Origin of the sequence: Pseudomonas sp. NPDC089422 (assembly GCF_044749405.1) — a bacterium.
In the GTDB taxonomy this organism is placed as follows: domain Bacteria; phylum Pseudomonadota; class Gammaproteobacteria; order Pseudomonadales; family Pseudomonadaceae; genus Aquipseudomonas.
The window spans coordinates 1-15,672 of sequence record NZ_JBIVHW010000028.1; the positions used below are offsets into that span (position 1 = coordinate 1).

The 15,672-nt window shown below is 64.2% G+C and carries 19 protein-coding genes; 10 read left to right on the forward strand and 9 right to left on the reverse strand.

Going from position 1 to position 15,672, the window contains the following annotated elements; all coding sequences use genetic code 11:
• Positions 1–140: 140 nt before the first annotated feature.
• The 3 genes from ACIPZ8_RS27805 to ACIPZ8_RS27815 are packed head-to-tail and all read left to right on the forward strand — an operon-like array spanning position 141 to position 2,000.
• Entirely contained in the window at positions 141–1,130 is a 990-nt protein-coding gene (locus tag ACIPZ8_RS27805; protein ID WP_400730325.1) for a 2-hydroxyacid dehydrogenase, read from the forward strand.
• A gap of 31 nt (positions 1,131–1,161) precedes the next feature.
• Positions 1,162–1,599 (forward strand): hypothetical protein, encoded by a 438-nt coding sequence (locus ACIPZ8_RS27810; protein ID WP_079226860.1) that lies wholly within the window; start codon positions 1,162–1,164, stop codon positions 1,597–1,599.
• The gene (locus ACIPZ8_RS27815) at positions 1,596–2,000 is read left to right on the forward strand and encodes an META domain-containing protein (RefSeq protein WP_085675329.1); all 405 of its coding nucleotides are present in this window, start codon (positions 1,596–1,598) and stop codon (positions 1,998–2,000) included. Before ACIPZ8_RS27810 ends, ACIPZ8_RS27815 begins: the two co-directional genes overlap by 4 nt.
• A gap of 34 nt (positions 2,001–2,034) precedes the next feature.
• Here the strand turns inward: ACIPZ8_RS27815 and ACIPZ8_RS27820 are convergent, their stop codons facing one another.
• Entirely contained in the window at positions 2,035–2,499 is a 465-nt protein-coding gene (locus ACIPZ8_RS27820) for a TlpA disulfide reductase family protein (RefSeq protein ID WP_110638816.1), read from the reverse strand.
• 85 nt (positions 2,500–2,584) lie between these two features.
• Here ACIPZ8_RS27820 and arsC point away from each other — a divergent pair, with 85 nt between their 5' ends.
• The 3 genes from arsC to ACIPZ8_RS27835 are packed head-to-tail and all read left to right on the forward strand — an operon-like array spanning position 2,585 to position 3,946.
• Positions 2,585–2,938, forward strand: a complete 354-nt coding sequence (gene arsC, locus ACIPZ8_RS27825; protein ID WP_400730329.1) for an arsenate reductase (glutaredoxin) — start codon at positions 2,585–2,587, stop codon at positions 2,936–2,938.
• Positions 2,935–3,540: an NAD(P)H:quinone oxidoreductase gene (gene wrbA, locus ACIPZ8_RS27830; RefSeq protein ID WP_400730332.1), complete on the forward strand. Its 606-nt coding sequence runs from the start codon at positions 2,935–2,937 to the stop codon at positions 3,538–3,540. The genes arsC and wrbA overlap by 4 nt, the downstream gene beginning before the upstream one ends.
• Complete coding sequence (locus ACIPZ8_RS27835; protein ID WP_400730335.1) at positions 3,533–3,946, forward strand: DUF2069 domain-containing protein; 414 nt, start codon at positions 3,533–3,535, stop codon at positions 3,944–3,946. The genes wrbA and ACIPZ8_RS27835 overlap by 8 nt, the downstream gene beginning before the upstream one ends.
• A 40-nt stretch (positions 3,947–3,986) precedes the next feature.
• Here the strand turns inward: ACIPZ8_RS27835 and ACIPZ8_RS27840 are convergent, their stop codons facing one another.
• Both ACIPZ8_RS27840 and ttcA read right to left on the reverse strand, forming a co-directional pair.
• Entirely contained in the window at positions 3,987–4,658 is a 672-nt protein-coding gene (locus tag ACIPZ8_RS27840) for a DNA-3-methyladenine glycosylase I (RefSeq protein WP_400730338.1), read from the reverse strand.
• Positions 4,659–4,662: 4 nt separating this feature from the next.
• On the reverse strand, positions 4,663–5,487 hold the full coding sequence (gene ttcA / locus ACIPZ8_RS27845) for a tRNA 2-thiocytidine(32) synthetase TtcA (protein WP_400730341.1): 825 nt from the start codon (positions 5,485–5,487) through the stop codon (positions 4,663–4,665).
• A gap of 263 nt (positions 5,488–5,750) precedes the next feature.
• Between ttcA and ACIPZ8_RS27850 the strand changes: the two genes are divergently transcribed.
• Together ACIPZ8_RS27850 and ACIPZ8_RS27855 are read left to right on the forward strand one after the other, a co-directional pair.
• Positions 5,751–6,350, forward strand: a complete 600-nt coding sequence (locus tag ACIPZ8_RS27850; protein WP_159409192.1) for a Yip1 family protein — start codon at positions 5,751–5,753, stop codon at positions 6,348–6,350.
• Between the two features lie 145 nt (positions 6,351–6,495).
• The gene (locus tag ACIPZ8_RS27855; protein WP_103449490.1) at positions 6,496–6,990 is read left to right on the forward strand and encodes a SprT family zinc-dependent metalloprotease; all 495 of its coding nucleotides are present in this window, start codon (positions 6,496–6,498) and stop codon (positions 6,988–6,990) included.
• A 53-nt stretch (positions 6,991–7,043) separates the two neighbouring features.
• On the opposite strand, the gene ACIPZ8_RS27860 is transcribed toward ACIPZ8_RS27855, so the two are convergent.
• From ACIPZ8_RS27860 to ACIPZ8_RS27875, 4 genes are all read right to left on the reverse strand, one after another.
• Positions 7,044–8,366, reverse strand: a complete 1,323-nt coding sequence (locus tag ACIPZ8_RS27860) for a dicarboxylate/amino acid:cation symporter (protein ID WP_400730344.1) — start codon at positions 8,364–8,366, stop codon at positions 7,044–7,046.
• 294 nt (positions 8,367–8,660) lie between these two features.
• The gene (locus tag ACIPZ8_RS27865) at positions 8,661–10,007 is read right to left on the reverse strand and encodes an ATP-binding protein (protein ID WP_400730347.1); all 1,347 of its coding nucleotides are present in this window, start codon (positions 10,005–10,007) and stop codon (positions 8,661–8,663) included.
• Positions 10,004–10,681, reverse strand: coding sequence for a response regulator (locus ACIPZ8_RS27870; RefSeq protein ID WP_400730350.1), 678 nt, complete (start codon positions 10,679–10,681; stop codon positions 10,004–10,006). The genes ACIPZ8_RS27865 and ACIPZ8_RS27870 overlap by 4 nt, the downstream gene beginning before the upstream one ends.
• A 91-nt stretch (positions 10,682–10,772) precedes the next feature.
• Complete coding sequence (locus tag ACIPZ8_RS27875) at positions 10,773–11,378, reverse strand: outer membrane protein (protein WP_400730353.1); 606 nt, start codon at positions 11,376–11,378, stop codon at positions 10,773–10,775.
• A 129-nt stretch (positions 11,379–11,507) separates the two neighbouring features.
• On the opposite strand from ACIPZ8_RS27875, the gene ACIPZ8_RS27880 reads away from it, so the two are divergent.
• Both ACIPZ8_RS27880 and ACIPZ8_RS27885 read left to right on the forward strand, forming a co-directional pair.
• Complete coding sequence (locus ACIPZ8_RS27880; protein ID WP_400730355.1) at positions 11,508–12,326, forward strand: dienelactone hydrolase family protein; 819 nt, start codon at positions 11,508–11,510, stop codon at positions 12,324–12,326.
• 65 nt (positions 12,327–12,391) lie between these two features.
• Positions 12,392–13,093 carry a 4'-phosphopantetheinyl transferase gene (locus tag ACIPZ8_RS27885; protein WP_400730358.1) on the forward strand — a complete coding sequence of 234 codons (702 nt, stop codon included), beginning with the start codon at positions 12,392–12,394 and terminating at the stop codon, positions 13,091–13,093.
• A gap of 3 nt (positions 13,094–13,096) precedes the next feature.
• On the opposite strand, the gene ACIPZ8_RS27890 is transcribed toward ACIPZ8_RS27885, so the two are convergent.
• The gene (locus tag ACIPZ8_RS27890; RefSeq protein ID WP_400730360.1) at positions 13,097–14,698 is read right to left on the reverse strand and encodes an ATP-binding protein; all 1,602 of its coding nucleotides are present in this window, start codon (positions 14,696–14,698) and stop codon (positions 13,097–13,099) included.
• Positions 14,695–15,393, reverse strand: a complete 699-nt coding sequence (locus tag ACIPZ8_RS27895) for a response regulator (RefSeq protein ID WP_400730363.1) — start codon at positions 15,391–15,393, stop codon at positions 14,695–14,697. The genes ACIPZ8_RS27890 and ACIPZ8_RS27895 overlap by 4 nt, the downstream gene beginning before the upstream one ends.
• Positions 15,394–15,672: the final 279 nt, after the last annotated feature.

A 15,672-nucleotide genomic window follows, 5' to 3' on the forward strand; every position in this document is an offset into this window, starting at 1 on the left:
GGGTACGCGCGCCAATGCCCCAGGATTGATTGGCCCGAAACAGATGTAGGAGCAGGCTTGCCTGCGATGCGCCGCGCGGGCGGCGCTCGATCTCACAGGCACCAGACAACCCAAGACATGCACTTCAGAGGAAGCCCACCATGCGCGTTCTGTTGTTCAGCAGCCAGCACTACGACCAGGAAAGCTTCACCCAAGCCGCCCAAGGCAATACCCTTGACCTGCACTTCCAGCCCAGCCGCCTGACCCTCGAAACCGCCGCCCTGGCCCAGGGCTACGAGGTCGTCTGCGCCTTCATCAACGACGAGCTCGACGCCCAGGTGCTGCAGCGCCTGGCCGCTGGCGGTACGCGGCTGGTCGCCCTGCGCTCGGCCGGCTACAACCATGTCGACCTGGCCGCCGCTCAGCGCTTTGGCCTGGCGGTGGTGCGCGTGCCGGCCTATTCGCCGCATGCCGTGGCCGAGCACGCCGTGGCCCTGATCCTGGCGCTCAACCGCCGCCTGCACCGGGCCTACAACCGCACCCGCGAAGGTGACTTCACCCTCCACGGGCTGACCGGCTTCGACCTGCATGGCAAGACCGTCGGCGTGGTCGGCACCGGCCAGATCGGTGCTGCCTTCGCCCGTATCATGGCCGGTTTCGGCTGCCAGCTGCTGGCGTATGACCCTTGCCCCAACCCGGAACTGCTGGCCCTGGGGGCCCGCTACCTGGACCTGCCCGAACTGCTGCGCGAGGCGCGAATCATCAGCCTGCACTGCCCGCTGAACGAGCACACCCGGCACCTGATCAATGCGCAAAGCCTGAACCAGTTGCAGCCAGGCGCCATGCTGATCAATACCGGCCGCGGGGCGCTGGTCGACACGCCGGCGCTGGTCGACGCCCTCAAAAGCGGCCAGCTCGGCTATCTGGGCCTGGATGTGTATGAAGAGGAAGCCCAGCTCTTTTTCGAGGACCGTTCCGACCTGCCGCTGCAGGATGATGTGCTGGCACGGTTGCTGACCTTCCCCAACGTGATCATCACCGCGCACCAGGCATTCCTGACCCGCGAAGCACTGGACGCCATCGCCGCCACCACCCTGGACAACATCATCCGCTGGGCGGCGGGTAATCCGCAGAATCTGGTCACCGGTTGATGCTAGGATACGCGGCATTTCTGGAGGACCCATGGTCGAGCACGATTTCCGCTACACCCTTTTCAACCCGCAACACACCTTGATCGAGTGCCGCGCCCTGGTTCCGGGCCGTTACCAGGTGACCGGCAACGGTGGCTCGATGCACAAGGGCGACGTCCTGATCGTGACCCTCAAGGGCAGCAAGGACCTGGCCATGCGCCTGACCGTGGAGAGCGTGCGCCACCTGATCAACCCACGCGGCCAGTGGGTTGCCGTGGCCAGCGGCCCGGTGTTCAACGAGCTGGAAATTCTCACCTGGAAGGTCGAGTGCGACAGCTGCGACGCGGTGCTGGATTTCGAGTTCGCCGTCGACGCCAAGCTCGGCAAGGCAGCCCGTCAGCCGGCTGCCAGCGCCCGTATCGCCGAACTGGGCTGGGCCAGCCGTGGCGACAAGCACCTGTGCCCGCGTTGCCAGGAGAGCGCCGAGTGAAGAATCTGCTGACCGGCGTGCTGATTGCCACCGGCCTGCTCGGCTGTGCTGCCGAACCTTCGAAGCTGCAGCAGGAACGCAGCTACGTGCTGGAGTGGATCGGCGAGCGTCCGCTGATCGACTACAGCCACCTGACCCTGACCCTGGCCAGCGATGGCCGCGCCTACGGCAATGCCGGCTGCAACCATTGGTTTGCGCCGTACACGCTGGACGGTGAGCACCTGAGCTTCGGCAAGGTCGGCAAGACCCGCAAGCTTTGCGCACCTGCGTTGATGGAACAGGAAAAGCACTTCCTGCAGGCGCTGGAGACCGTGCAGCGTTGGGATGTGTCGCCCATCGAGCAGATGCGCTTCTGGCCGGCCGAAGGCAAACCGCTGCGCTTCTGGCCTGAAGAAGGCTGAAAAACATTGGGGCCGCATAGCAGCCCCAATTGCATCAGGCGCCTTTGAGCGCCTTGATCTTGGCCTGCAGCCCTTCCAGGGTCTGCTCGCCCAGCAATTGCTCACGCACCTTGCCCTTGTCATCGATGATGTAGGTCACCGGCAGCGCCTCGCTGCGTGGCAGGTCATAGCGCTCGGCCGGGTCCTGGGCCAGTACGGTGAAGCCGATGCCCAAGGCCTCCGCGGCCTGTTTCAGCTCCGGGCCCTGCAGGCCATCGAAGTTCACCCCGACCACCTTGATGCCGTCGGCCGCCCACTGCTTGGCCGCCTGGTTCAGTTCAGGTACCTCGGTACGGCACGGGCCACACCATTCGGCCCAGTAATTGAGCACTACCCAGTGCCCGTCGATCTGTTCCGCCTTTACCGTCTTGCCATCTTGGTCCACGCCGTAATCGGCACCGCAACCACCGAGCAAAAGGCTCGCGGTGATGGCCAGTACTGCTGCCAGACGCCTTGCCATGGGTCAATCCTTCTCGAAGTTTCAAGCAAATAGGTCAGTCGCTGCGGTTAGAATAGCCGCCACACCCAGCTGGATGCGACCCGACATGACTGACTTGACGCTCTATCATAACCCGCGCTGCTCGAAATCCCGCGGCGCGCTGGAACTGCTCGAACAACGCGGCCTGGCACCGACCATCGTGCGCTACCTGGAAACCCCACCCGACGCCGCCACCCTCAAGGCCCTGCTCGGCAAGCTGGGCATCGCCCCGCGCCAGCTGCTGCGCACTGGCGAAGACGAATACAAATCCCTTGACCTGGCAAACCCGGCACTGAGCGACGCGCAACTGATCGACGCCATGGTAAAAAATCCCAAGCTGATCGAACGCCCGATCCTGATTGCCGGTGACAAGGCCGTCATCGGCCGTCCGCCCGAGAAGGTGCTGGAGATCCTGCCGTGAGCGCGCCGTTCATCCTGGTGCTGTATTACAGCCGCCATGGCTCGACCAGCGAGATGGCCCGGCATATCGCCCGCGGCATCGAGCTGGCCGGCATGGAAGCGCGCCTGCGCACGGTGCCGGCGATTTCCACCGAGTGCGAAGCGGTGGCCCCGGACATCCCGGCCAGCGGCGCGCTGTACGCCACCCTCGACGACCTGCGCCATTGCGCCGGCCTGGTGCTGGGCAGCCCGACCCGCTTTGGCAACATGGCCGCACCGCTGAAGTACTTCCTCGATGGCACCAGCAGCCTGTGGCTGGGTGGCGAACTGGTCGGCAAACCGGCTGGCGTGTTCACCTCCACCGCCAGCCTGCACGGCGGCCAGGAGACCACCCTGCTGTCGATGATGCTGCCGCTGATGCACCACGGCATGCTGGTGATGGGCCTGCCCTACAGTGAATCGGCACTGCTGGAGACCCGCGGTGGCGGCACCCCTTACGGCGCCAGCCACCATGCCGGGGCCGATGGCAAGCGTGAGCTGGACCCACACGAAATCGCTTTGTGCCGCGCCCTTGGCCAACGCCTGGCGACCACGGCCAAGGCCCTGGAGGCCACGCGTGGCTAAGAAGCCCAAGGTATTGCCGCCGCTCGAATGGCTGGCACCACGGCTGCGCCTGACGCGGGCGTTGAGCCTGGCATGCTTCTTTGGCCTGATCGCGCTGCTGGTGGTGAACAACCTGTGGTTCGCCAACCTGCATGGGGCGCGGGTCGAAGTGATCCTGGCGATCGAGCTGGTGCCGTTGTTGCTGCTGCTGCCGGGCATGCTGATGGGCAGTGCCCGGGCGCACGCCTGGACCTGCTTCGTGGTGAACATCTATTTCATCAAGGGCGTGCTGGCGGCGTTCGACCCGGCGCGTGCGGTGTTTGGCTGGGTGGAAGTGCTGGTGAGCCTGGGGCTGTTCATTGCCGGGCTGCTGTATGTGCGCTGGAAGTTCCAGTTCGAACGGCGCATGGCGGGCGAAGGCAGCTAGCTTCTTCGCGGGCTTGCCCGCGAAGAGGGCTACACAGAACTCAGTGGTTGACGGTATGCGCCAGCATTACCGACAACTGGCACAGCGGCCGCCCGCTCTCGGCGTGCCATTGATTGAACGCCTGCTGCACCAGGGCCAGGTCGCGCTGGCTGGTCGGCTGCTTGTCGATCACCTTCTGTGCAATCAACGCCGCCGCCATGTCATCGGTGGGGATGAAGGTATCCTTGCCGACCATGCGCAGGAAGCGCGGTGCCGACAACCCACCCAGCTGGTTGCCGTGCTTGGCCAGGTACTTCCACAAGCCGACGATATCGGTCACCGGCCAGTCGGCGATGAACGCACCGAAACTGCCCTTCTCCTTCGCCACATCGAGGATCATCTGTGCATTGCGCGGCACGCTCTTGAGCTTGCCCAGGTGGCGGATGATGCGTTCGTCGTGCATCAGCCGCTCCAGGTGCTCGGCGCCCATCAGCACCACTTTCTCCGGGTCGAAGCCGAAGAACACCTGCTCGAACGCTGGCCACTTGGCATCCACCAGGCTGTGCTTGAGCCCGGCGCGGAACACGCGCAGGGCCAGGGTCGACAGGTAGCGGTCGTCAGCGATGTCGCGCAGCTGCGCCGGCGTGCGCGGCTGCGGCAGGAAGGCTTCCAGCGCCTCGGCCGAGCCGAAGCGGTTCAGGCAGTACCCGTACAGCCACTGGTAATCGCGCATGGGTTCAGATGTTCACCACGTCGAAGAAGCGCGGAGTGGCGTTTTCGTCGATCTTCAGGCTGGTGAAATCGAACAGGTTGCGGTCGGCCAGCTGCGACGGGGCCACGTTCTGCATGGCGCGGAAGATGCTCTCGGTGCGGCCCGGGTGCTTGCGCTCCCACTCCACCAGCATGTCCTTGACCACCTGGCGCTGCAGGTTCTCCTGCGAACCGCAGAGGTTGCACGGAATGATCGGGAACTCCTTCATGTCCGAGTAAGCCTGGATGTCCTTTTCACTGCAGTAGGCCAGCGGGCGGATCACCACGTTGCGGCCGTCGTCGGCACGCAGCTTCGGCGGCATGCCCTTGAGCGCGCCGTTGAAGAACATGTTGAGGAAGAAGGTTTCGACGATGTCGTCGCGGTGATGCCCCAGGGCCATCTTGGTCGCACCGATTTCATCGGCGAAGGTGTACAGGGTGCCACGGCGCAGGCGCGAGCACAGCGAGCAGGTGGTCTTGCCCTCGGGTACCAGCTCCTTCACCACCGAGTAGGTGTCTTTTTCGACGATGTGGTACTCGACGCCCAGCTCCTTGAGGTAGGCCGGCAGCACATGTTCGGGGAAGCCCGGCTGCTTCTGGTCCATGTTCACCGCGACGATCTCGAACTTGATCGGTGCCACCTTCTGCAGGTGCAACAGAACGTCGAGCATGGTGTAGCTGTCCTTGCCGCCAGACAGGCAGACCATGACCTTGTCGCCATCTTCGATCATGTTGTAGTCGGTGATGGCTTCGCCGGCGAGACGACGCAGGCGTTTTTGCAGTTTGTTCTGGTTGACCGAGAGGGTGCCCATAGCGCTTGGATCCGCGAGGTGTGACAAAAGCCGGCTATTTTACGCACAAACCACGCGTACCTGTAGGGATTCCGATAAAGACTTCAAGGGAATCAACAACGGCCCTGACAGCGCAATTTGCTCTAAAAAGCCCGGTTTGTGCAGGGATTGGCTTCCTATACTGCGACATAAGGCCACATTACCGTTCTGCTTCGGTGTCCTGGCCTCGGGCCGCTTGCGCTCCATGTGGGGGGCGATTGGCAACATTGAGAGGAGTGACCGGCATGATTCATCACGTTGTGGGGCTGTTTACCCATCCCGACCAGGAATGGCGGGAGATTCGTGGCGAAGAAGAAAGCATCAGCCACATGTACCTGACTCATACACTCATCTTGGCGGCGATTCCCGCCATTTCGGCCTTTATCGGCACCACCCAGGTGGGCTGGGTGATCGGTGGCCGACCGGCGGTGATGCTGACCATGGAAAGCGCGGTCTGGATGAGCATCATGTCCTACCTGGCAATGCTCGCCGGGGTTGCGGTGATGGGTGCCTTTATCCACTGGATGGCCCGCACCTACGACGCCAACCCGTCCATGGCGCAATGCATCGCCTTTGCCACCTACACCGCCACCCCGCTGTTCCTCGGCGGCCTGGCGGCGCTCTATCCGCACCTGTGGCTGGGCATGCTGGTGGGGACCGCTGCCATTTGCTACACCGTGTACCTGCTGTATGTCGGCTTGCCGACGTTCATGAACATACCGTCAGATGAAGGCTTCCTGTTCTCAAGCTCCGTGCTGGCAGTGGGCCTCGTGGTGCTGGTGGCGATCATGGCTGCTACCGTGATCATCTGGGGTTTGGGCGTGGGGCCCGTGTACACCAACTAGATCAGATCCAGCCAACATAGGGCATCAAGCCAGAGGCCGCCGCAAGGCGGCCTTTGTCTTTGTCATGATGCCTGCCTGCTGACCGGTGGCTCGGCAACCGCGACAAGCATCCGGCATAATGCCCGGTCAGGAGAACCACCCCGCCATGCCCGAGCTGCTCAAACAACGAGTCGAAACCTGTTACCAGCAAGCCGAAGCCTTCTTCAAACGCCCCTTCCCGCGCCCGGAAGTCAGCTTCAAGCTGCGCGGCCAGAAGGCCGGCGTCGCCCACCTGCACGAAAACCTGCTGCGCTTCAACCTGCAGCTGTATCGCGAAAACCAGGACGACTTCCTGCGCCAGACCGTGGCCCATGAAGTGGCGCACCTGGTGGCCCACCAGCTGTTTGGCGACCGCATCCAGGCCCATGGCGAGGAGTGGCAGCTGATCATGCGCGGGGTCTATGAACTGCCACCGAATCGCTGCCACAACTATGCAGTGCAGCGGCGGGTGGTGACCCGCTACATCTATCGCTGCCCCTGCCCGGAGGGTGATTTCCCGTTTACCGCGCAGCGGCACAAGCTGGTGCGCCAGGGGCGGCGCTATCTGTGCCGACGCTGCCGGGCGATATTGGTGTACAGCGGCGAAACCCGCGTCGAATAGTCAGATGCAAGAAAGGCGACCCGAGGGTCGCCTTCTTTTTTACCGCACCAGGATCAACGCACCGGGGTTTCTGCAACACCCAGGTCATCGGTAGGTACCGACAGTTCCAGCGGCGCGCCACCGGAAGCCAACTCTGAGGCCAGCTTGTCGTCGTCCATCTCTTTCACCCACTTGGCCACGACCACGGTCGCCACGGCATTGCCGACCAGGTTGGTCAGTGCGCGGGCTTCGGACATGAAGCGGTCGATACCGAGGATCAGCGCCAGGCCGGCAACCGGCAGGTGGCCGACGGCCGACAGGGTGGCAGCCAGCACGATGAAGCCCGAACCGGTCACGCCGGCAGCCCCTTTGGACGCCACCAACAGCACCAGCAGCAGGGTGATCTGGTGGGTGATGTCCATGTGGGTGTCGGTGGCCTGGGCGATGAACACCGCAGCCATGGTCAGGTAGATCGAAGTACCGTCGAGGTTGAACGAGTAACCGGTCGGGATCACCAGGCCGACGACCGACTTCTTGGCACCCAGGCGCTCCATCTTGGCCAGCATGCGTGGCAGGGCCGATTCCGAAGAGGACGTACCCAGCACGATCATCAGCTCTTCACGGATGTAGCGGATCAGCTTGAGGACACTGAAACCGTGAGCGCGGCAGATACCACCCAGCACCACCAGCACGAACAGCAGGCAGGTGATGTAGAAGCACGCCATCAGGTAGCCCAGCTGTACCAGCGAACCCACGCCGTACTGGCCGATGGTGAAGGCCATGGCACCGAAGGCTCCGAGCGGGGCCAGCTTCATGATCATGTTGATGATGTTGAACATCACATGGGCGAAGCGATCGATCAGGTCCAGCACTGGCTTGCCGTAGCTGCCCAGGCGGTGCAGGGCGAAGCCGAAGATCACCGAGAACATCAGCACTTGCAGGATGTCGCCGTTGGCGAAGGCACCCACCACGGTGTTGGGGATGATGTTGAGCAGGAAGCCGACCGTGGTCTGCTGCGCGCCGGCAGCGGCATAGGCAGCCACGCTGCTGGCGTTCAGGGTGCTGACGTCGATGTGCATGCCCGCGCCCGGCTGGACCACGTTGACGACCACGAGGCCGATGATCAGGGCGATGGTGGAGACGATCTCGAAATACAGCAGCGCGTAGCCGCCAGTCTTGCCGACCGACTTCATGCTCTGCATGCCGGCGATGCCGCTGACCACGGTACAGAAGATGATGGGCGCGATGACCATCTTGATCAGTTTGACGAAACCATCACCCAAGGGCTTCAGGGCGACGCCAGTTTCGGGGTAGAAGTGGCCGAGCAGGATGCCGATGGTGATGGCGACCAACACCTGGACATACAGGGATTTGTACAGCGGCTGACGTGTCGTCATGGCTCATTTTCCTCAAGTGTGCCGGCTTCACCCTTCCCAGGGTGTGCAAGCACCTGAATCGCTAACCCTCCTGCACCTGGAGGGATTTGTCGTTGTGTTCGAGCTGCCTGGGCAGGCCTCTGCCAAGTGGAATAGCAAGGGCGATGCCAAAGTGCCCAGCAAGGGTGCAAAGGCAATGTTTGCTAGGTGCTAGTGCCCAACGACGGGGCAAACTTACTGAGGAAAGGTGGCGGATTTCCGCCCGCTGGCGGGAAATGTACAAGGGATATGGCGGGAATCCGCCCGAGCGTCAGATCAATCCAGGTGTAACGTGATGCAGAAGACGGCCCCGCCCAACGCCGATTCATCAAGGGTCAGCTTGGCGTCATAGCTGTCGACGATGTCCTTGACCACTGCCAGGCCAATGCCCTGCCCCGGATGCTGCCGGTCCAGCCGTTCACCGCGCTCGAGAATCCGCTCACGCTGGTCAGCCGGCACCCCGGGGCCGTCGTCCTCGATGCACAGTGCCAGCGTCCCGGGTGCCTCCCGCAGGCTCACCCGCACGAGCCCCAGGCTCAGCCGGTAGGCGTTCTCCAGCAGATTGCCCAGCAGTTCCAGCAACGCGCCCTGCTCCATCGGCACATGCGACTGCGCAGGCACATCCAGCTCGACCTCGACCCGCTTGTCGCGATAGACCTTGGCCAAGGTGCTGCACAAGCTCTCCAGCACCGGCAGCAGCAGCACGCTGTGGCGCACCAGGCCGCTCTTGCGCAGGCTGGCGCGCTGCAGCTGGTAATCGATCTGCTGGCTCATGCGCTCGATCTGGCTCTGCAGCACCCGCGCCTGCTCGCGCTCGCCAGCACGCTGCTGCAGGCTCTCGCCCACACCTTGCAACACGGCCAGCGGGGTCTTCAGGCTGTGCGCCAGATCGCCCAGCGAATCGCGGTAGCGGGCGCGCTGCTCGCGCTCGCTGCTCAGCAGCCGGTTCAACGAGCGGGTCAGGCGCAGCAGTTCGCGCGGGTGCTCGCCACTGAGGCCGTCACGCGCGCCCGACTCCACCTCATCCAGCTCAAGGCTCAACCGACGCAATGAGCGCAGCCCCCAGGTCAGGCCGGCCCAGAGCAGCGCCAGCAGCGCCAGCAAGGCCGCGCCAAAGCCCAGGTAGAGTTTTTCGCGCAGGCCATCGAGCGTGGCCTTGTATTCACTCACCGGCTGTAGTGCCACGATGCTGTAGGCCGCGCTCTGGCCACCGAGCAGCTTGATCTCGACGTCATAGACGAAGAACTCTTCGCCATCGTCCTGATGGATACGGGCGAACTCGTTGCCGCGCCCGTCGTAGCGCGGGCGGTAATTGATGTTCCGGTCGGCGGTGGCGCGCGAGCGCCAGACCAGGTTGCCGTCACGGTCGAAGATGTAGCCCAGCAGGCCGGTGTATGGCAGGTTGTAGCGCTCGTCCGGCAGCAGCTCGGGCATCTGCAGCTGGCCGTGCTCGATGCGCGCGGCGGATATCAGCGTGGTCACGTCCGATGCCAAGCGCTGTTCGATCGACTCTTGCAAGGCCAGGCTGAAGGCCTTCTGCAAGGCAGGCAGCAGCCCCAGCATGAACAGCAGCGCCAGCACTGCCGCCGCGAGCATCAGCCGCACCCGCAGCGAGCGGATCATCGGCAGCGCTCGGTGAACAGGTAGCCGAGGCCGCGCACCGTGTCGATCGGCTTGAAACCGCTCTCGCCCTCGAGCTTGCGGCGCAGGCGGCCAACCAGCACCTCGATGACGTTGGGGTCGCGTTCCTCGTCGCCGGGGTAGAGCTGCTCCATCAGGCGGTCCTTGGCCACCACTTGCTGGTGATGACGCATGAGGTACTCGAGGATGCGGTACTCGTAGGCCGTCAGTGCCAGCGGCTGCTCATCCAGGGTTGCCTGTTTGCGGTTGAGGTCCAGCACCAGGGGGCCAGCGGCGATGGTCGACTGGGTGAAACCGCTGGAACGACGCAGCAAGGCGTTCAGGCGCGCTTCAAGCTCCTCGAACTGGAACGGCTTGACCAGATAGTCGTCGGCACCGGCAGCCAGGCCTTCGACCTTGTCCTGCCAGTTGCCACGGGCGGTGAGAATGAGGATGGGAAAAGTCTTGCCCTGGCTGCGCAGCCGGCCGATCAGCTCGAGACCGCTGATGCCAGGCAGGCCCAGGTCGACGATGGCCAGGTCGAAATGGAAGTGCTCGGCCTGATACAGGGCTTCTTCGGCATCGGCCACGGCTTCGACCACATGGCCACTTTCACCCAGGCGAGTGTGGAGGTGGTGCCGCAGCAGGGCTTCGTCCTCGACCACCAGCAATTTCATTCAAGGTTCCTCTTTGATGTGTTGCCTGTACCGGCCCCCTCGCGGGGACTTGCCCGCGAAGAGGCCGGTACAGGATAACCCGGCTCTGCGGTCAGAACTTGTAGGTTGCCGCCATGTAGGTCTGGGCGCTACTGGTCAGGCGCAAAGTGCCTTCTTTCGGCCCGCCACTGGCACCCACTTCGGTCGCAGCATTGGTACGCAGGTAACGGTAGCCCAGCTCGACCGAAGCCTGGTCGGTGATGTCCTGGATAACGCCAGCCTGCAAGCCGTAGGCATAGCCGTAGTCGGAATCACGGCTGGCCCCCGGCGAATCCTGGGTCAGCTTGGTCATGCCCAGGCTGCCACCACCGAACAGCTTGGTGGTATCGCCCACTGGCAGGAACAGATCGTAACTCCCCAGCAGATTTTCCTGGCGCAGCTTGAGGCCGCTGTGGTCGCCCGAGACATTGTCATAGGTCATGTAGTAGCGACCCTGGTCATTGATCTTGCCCAGACGCACGCCCCAGGTGTCGTCCTTGCCAATGATGCCGTCGGCGTTCAGGTGATCGGTGTTGCGCTGCAGCAGGCCGGACTTGCGGACCTTGTCGCTGGTCTGGCCGTACGTGAGGCTGGCAAAGGTGTCGTCGGCGGCCTGGGCGCAGGTCATGCCAGCGGCACAAACGGCCATGGCAGCGAGCAGGGTATTGAAGGTTTTCATGGCTTCTTACTCCAGTTGAATGCGCTGTTGCGGTCTGGAAGCTAGAGTAAGCAGGGTGCCCTGAACCGCGGCTGAACCCTGACTGAACCGCGGCTGAACGATCTGTTGGCAAAACAAGGAGTAGTGAACATGCGTGCCCTGCTGGCCCTGACCCTGATGTGCAGCGCCGCCTTCGCCCAAGCGGCGGTGCAAACCCGCGAGATCCGTTACCAGGATGACGACGGCACCGCGCTGATCGGCTATTACGCCTACGACGACGCCGTCAAGGGCGAGCGCCCGGGCGTGCTGGTGGTGCATGAATGGTGGGGGTTGAACGACTATGCCAAACGCCGTGCACGCGACCTCGCCGGGCTGGGCTACAGCGCGCTGGCCATCGATATGTATGGCGAAGGCAAGCACACCGAGCACCCGCAGGACGCCCAGGCGTTCATGGCCGAGGCGATGAAGGACCCCAAGACAGCTGCCAGGCGCTTCGATGCCGGGCTCGACTTGTTGAAGAAGCAGCCCTACACCGACAAGCACAAGCTCGGCGCGGTGGGTTACTGCTTCGGCGGCAAGGTAGTACTGGATGCCGCACGCCGGGGCGCGAGGCTGGATGGTGTGGTGAGCTTCCACGGCGCGCTGGCCACCCAGACACCGGTCACCCAGCCAGGCGTGGTACGGGCCTACCTGCTGGTCGAACACGGGGCGGATGACAGCATGGTCACCCCGCAGCAGGTGGACGCCTTCAAGAAGGAGATGGATGTGGCCAAGGTCGACTACCAGTTCGTCAGCATTGCGGGCGCCAAGCATGGGTTCACCAACCCGGATGCGGACCGATTGAGCCATGGTGATCATGGTGGGCCAGACATCGGCTACAACGAAGCGGCGGACAAAAGCTCCTGGGCGGACATGCAGGCGTTCTTCAAGAAAGTGTTCGAGGACAAGCCCAAGGATGCGTCCAAGTAGAGATCGTCAGGGCCGTTATGCGGCCCTCTCTCCCACACTGAGCTCACGGCTGGCACAATACAGCCATGAACAGACTCCCCGCCTGCTGCGCCCCGCTCCGGCATCACTGGCCCCTGCCCCGTCCGCTGCCCGGCGCGGTCCTGATCAGTTGTGCCTTCGACCCCGCTCTCCTGGCTAGCGACGACTTCCAGCGCGCTGGCATCGTACCCAGCGCCAGCCTGCAACGCTCGGTGCCCAAGCGCCAGGCCGAATACCTGGCTGGCCGTGTCTGCGCCCGCGCCGCGCTGCAGCGCCTGGATGGCCGTGATTACGTGCCCGGCAGCCACGAAGACCGCTCGCCGATCTGGCCCTCGGGCATCCATGGCTCGATCACCCATGGCAAAGGCTGGGCTGCCGCCGTAGTGGCTGCCGATGGCGCCAGTCGCGGCGTCGGGCTGGACCAGGAAGCACTGCTGGATGACCAGCGCGCCGAGCGGCTGATGGGCGAGATCCTGACGCCTGCCGAACGCGAGCGCCTGAACCGTAGCCAGCTGGGCCTGACGGTCACCCTGACCTTCTCGCTCAAGGAAAGCCTGTTCAAGGCGCTCTACCCACTGACCCGGCAGCGCTTCTATTTCGAGCATGCCGAGGTGCTGGAATGGTCCGGCGATGGCCTGGCCCGTCTGCGCCTGCTCACCGACCTGTCACCCGAGTGGCGACACGGCGCCGAGGTCGAAGGCCAATTCTGCCTGCAGGACGGCCACCTGCTCAGCCTGATCAGCGTCTGACCCCTACTGCGGCGCCTGCTCACGCGGCCAATTGAGGCTGAAGCAGGCCCCACCCAGCGCCTCGCTGCGCCCTACCGTGGCGCGGCCGGCATGCCAGTAGATGATCCGCCGTACGATCGACAAGCCCAGGCCATGCCCACCGGAAGCGCGGGTGCGGCTGTCGTCGAGCCGGGTGAAGGGGGTGAAGATGCGATCCCAGACACCCTCGGGGATGCCCGGACCATCGTCTTCCACATTGATGCGGCAACGCTGCTGGCCCAGCTGGTAGCTCAGGCGTACTTCACTGCCCGCATGTCGCAGGGCATTGCTCACCAGGTTCTGCAGTGCGCGATGCAGGTAGCGCGGTTCGGCCTCGACCCAGCAGCCGTCGCTGGTCTGGCACGCCCCTCGCAGCAAACGCACCTTGTTGTTGAGCGGCGCCAGCTCTTCGATCACCCGGTCGAACAGGGCATCCAGTTCGACACGCTGGAACTTCAGCGCCGGAGCGCCCTGTTCCAGGCGTGCGTAGGTCAGCATCTCATCGACCAGCTTGTCCAGGTCCTGGATATCGCCATCCATGCCGGCCAGGTGCTTGGCGCGGGCCTGCTCGGTGGTCGCGCTTTCGATCATCTCCAGGCCAAAGCGCAGGCGTGCCACGGGCGTGCGCAGTTCGTGGGACACCGCGCGCACCAGCTCACGCTGCATGTTCAACGAGCGCTGCAGGTGCTCGGCCATACCATTGAACGCAGCGGCCAGGCGCCCCACCGAATCGGCATCCCCGGCCGGCACGCGGGTGTCCAGGCTGCCCTGGGCAATGCGCGTGGCGGCGATTTCCATGCCCGACACGCGCCGCTCCAGCTGGCGCACCAGCAGATACACCACCAGGCCGATCAGGCACAGGCCAAGGAAGGCGATCAGGATCAGCAATTGCGGCGGATAGGGGTTGAGCTGATACAGCGGGCCGATCTCCAGCACCAGCGGTGAACCTGGCAGGCCGGCGAACACGCGGATGGAATCGCCATCTCGGCCCAGCGCCATCACCGTGTCCCCCTCCTCCACCCGGCGCCGCTGGTCATCGTCCAGGCCGACCCGCTCGATGCGTTGCAGGGCGACGCCGAAGCCGAAGCCCTTGCTCTGGGTTATTTCTGCCAGGCGCTGCTGCTGCTCGGTCACCGGGTAGCGCACCAATTCGTCAGCCAGCAGGTAAAGCGTGGCACGCGCCAACTGCTCGCTGACCTGCTTGACCTGAGCCACCAGCAACAGGTCTTCCTGGCCGACCTTGCGCAGCACCTGAGCGGCGTGCGGCCCAGTCTTCTCCACCACCACCAGGCCACGGTACAGGCGAGCGCGCTGGCCGCCATCCAGTGTGCGCGCCGTCATCGGCTGCAGTTCGAGCGGCACGCCCAGCAAGCGCCCCCACATCAGCAGCGAGCGCTTGCGCTCGGTTGCGTTCTGCTGCGCCAGGTTGTCGGCCATCAGGCTGAACGTGCCCTGGGCCAGGCGCTCGCGGTGCTGGGCCACACGCACTTCGTTGACCAGGTGCAGGCTGAGCACGCCGAGCAGCGCCACCAGCACCAGCACGGCGAGCATGCCGCCGTAGATGCGCAGGAAGATCGAACGGTTCATGGGGCATCGCCGACAAACAGGTAACCCTTGCTACGCAGCGTCTTGATCAGCCGCGGGTGGATCGGGTCGTCGCCGATCTTGGGGCGAATCCTGGAAATGCGCACGTCGATGGAGCGGTCCTGACCGTCGTAGCCCACCCCGCGCAAGGCCGTGAAGATCTGCTCGCGCGTCAGTACCCGCCCGGCGTTGCTGGCCAGCAGCCAGAGCAGGTCGAATTCAGCGCCGGTGAGGTCGATCTGCTGCGCGTCGAGCCAGGCTTCGCGTAGGCGGTTGTCGATGCGCAGCGGGCCGAAGGCCAGGTCGTGGCGCTTGCTGTCGGGGCTTTCGCTGCGCCGCAACAGGGCCTGGATGCGCGCCAGCAGCAAGCGCGGGCGCACCGGCTTGCACACGTAGTCGTCGGCCCCCAAGTCCAGGCCCTGGACCTGATCGAGTTCGTCGCTACGGGCCGTCAGCATCAGAATCGGGCCGGGGTACTGGCCACGCACGCGGCGGCAGATGCTCAGGCCGTCTTCGCCGGGGAGCATCAGGTCGAGGATCACCAGGTCCGGCTGGCTGTCGACAATGCGCCGAGCGGCGCGGGCGCCATCGCCTTCCACGGCGACCTCGTAGCCGTTGGCCTGCAAGTATTCGGCGGTGAGCTCGGCCAGGCGCTGGTCGTCTTCGACGATGAGGATGCGGTTGCTGGGTTGGTCCATGGTTTTTGTCGTTTTTCTTTGGGATCTTGGTAGGGCTGAGGGTAAGGCTGGAGATGTTTGGCGTCCATGAGATCGAGCGCCGCCCGCGCGGCGCATCGCAGGCAAGCCTGCTCCTACATCTGTTTCGGGCCAATGAGTCCTGTGGCAGCGGCGCGCGTCCCCTTGGCGCATGACTCGATATTGCGTCGTACAAACAAGGGACCGCGCGCCAATGGATGCAGGAGATACTGGCCCGAAACAGATGTAGGAGCAGGCTTGCCTGCGATGCGCCGCGCGGGC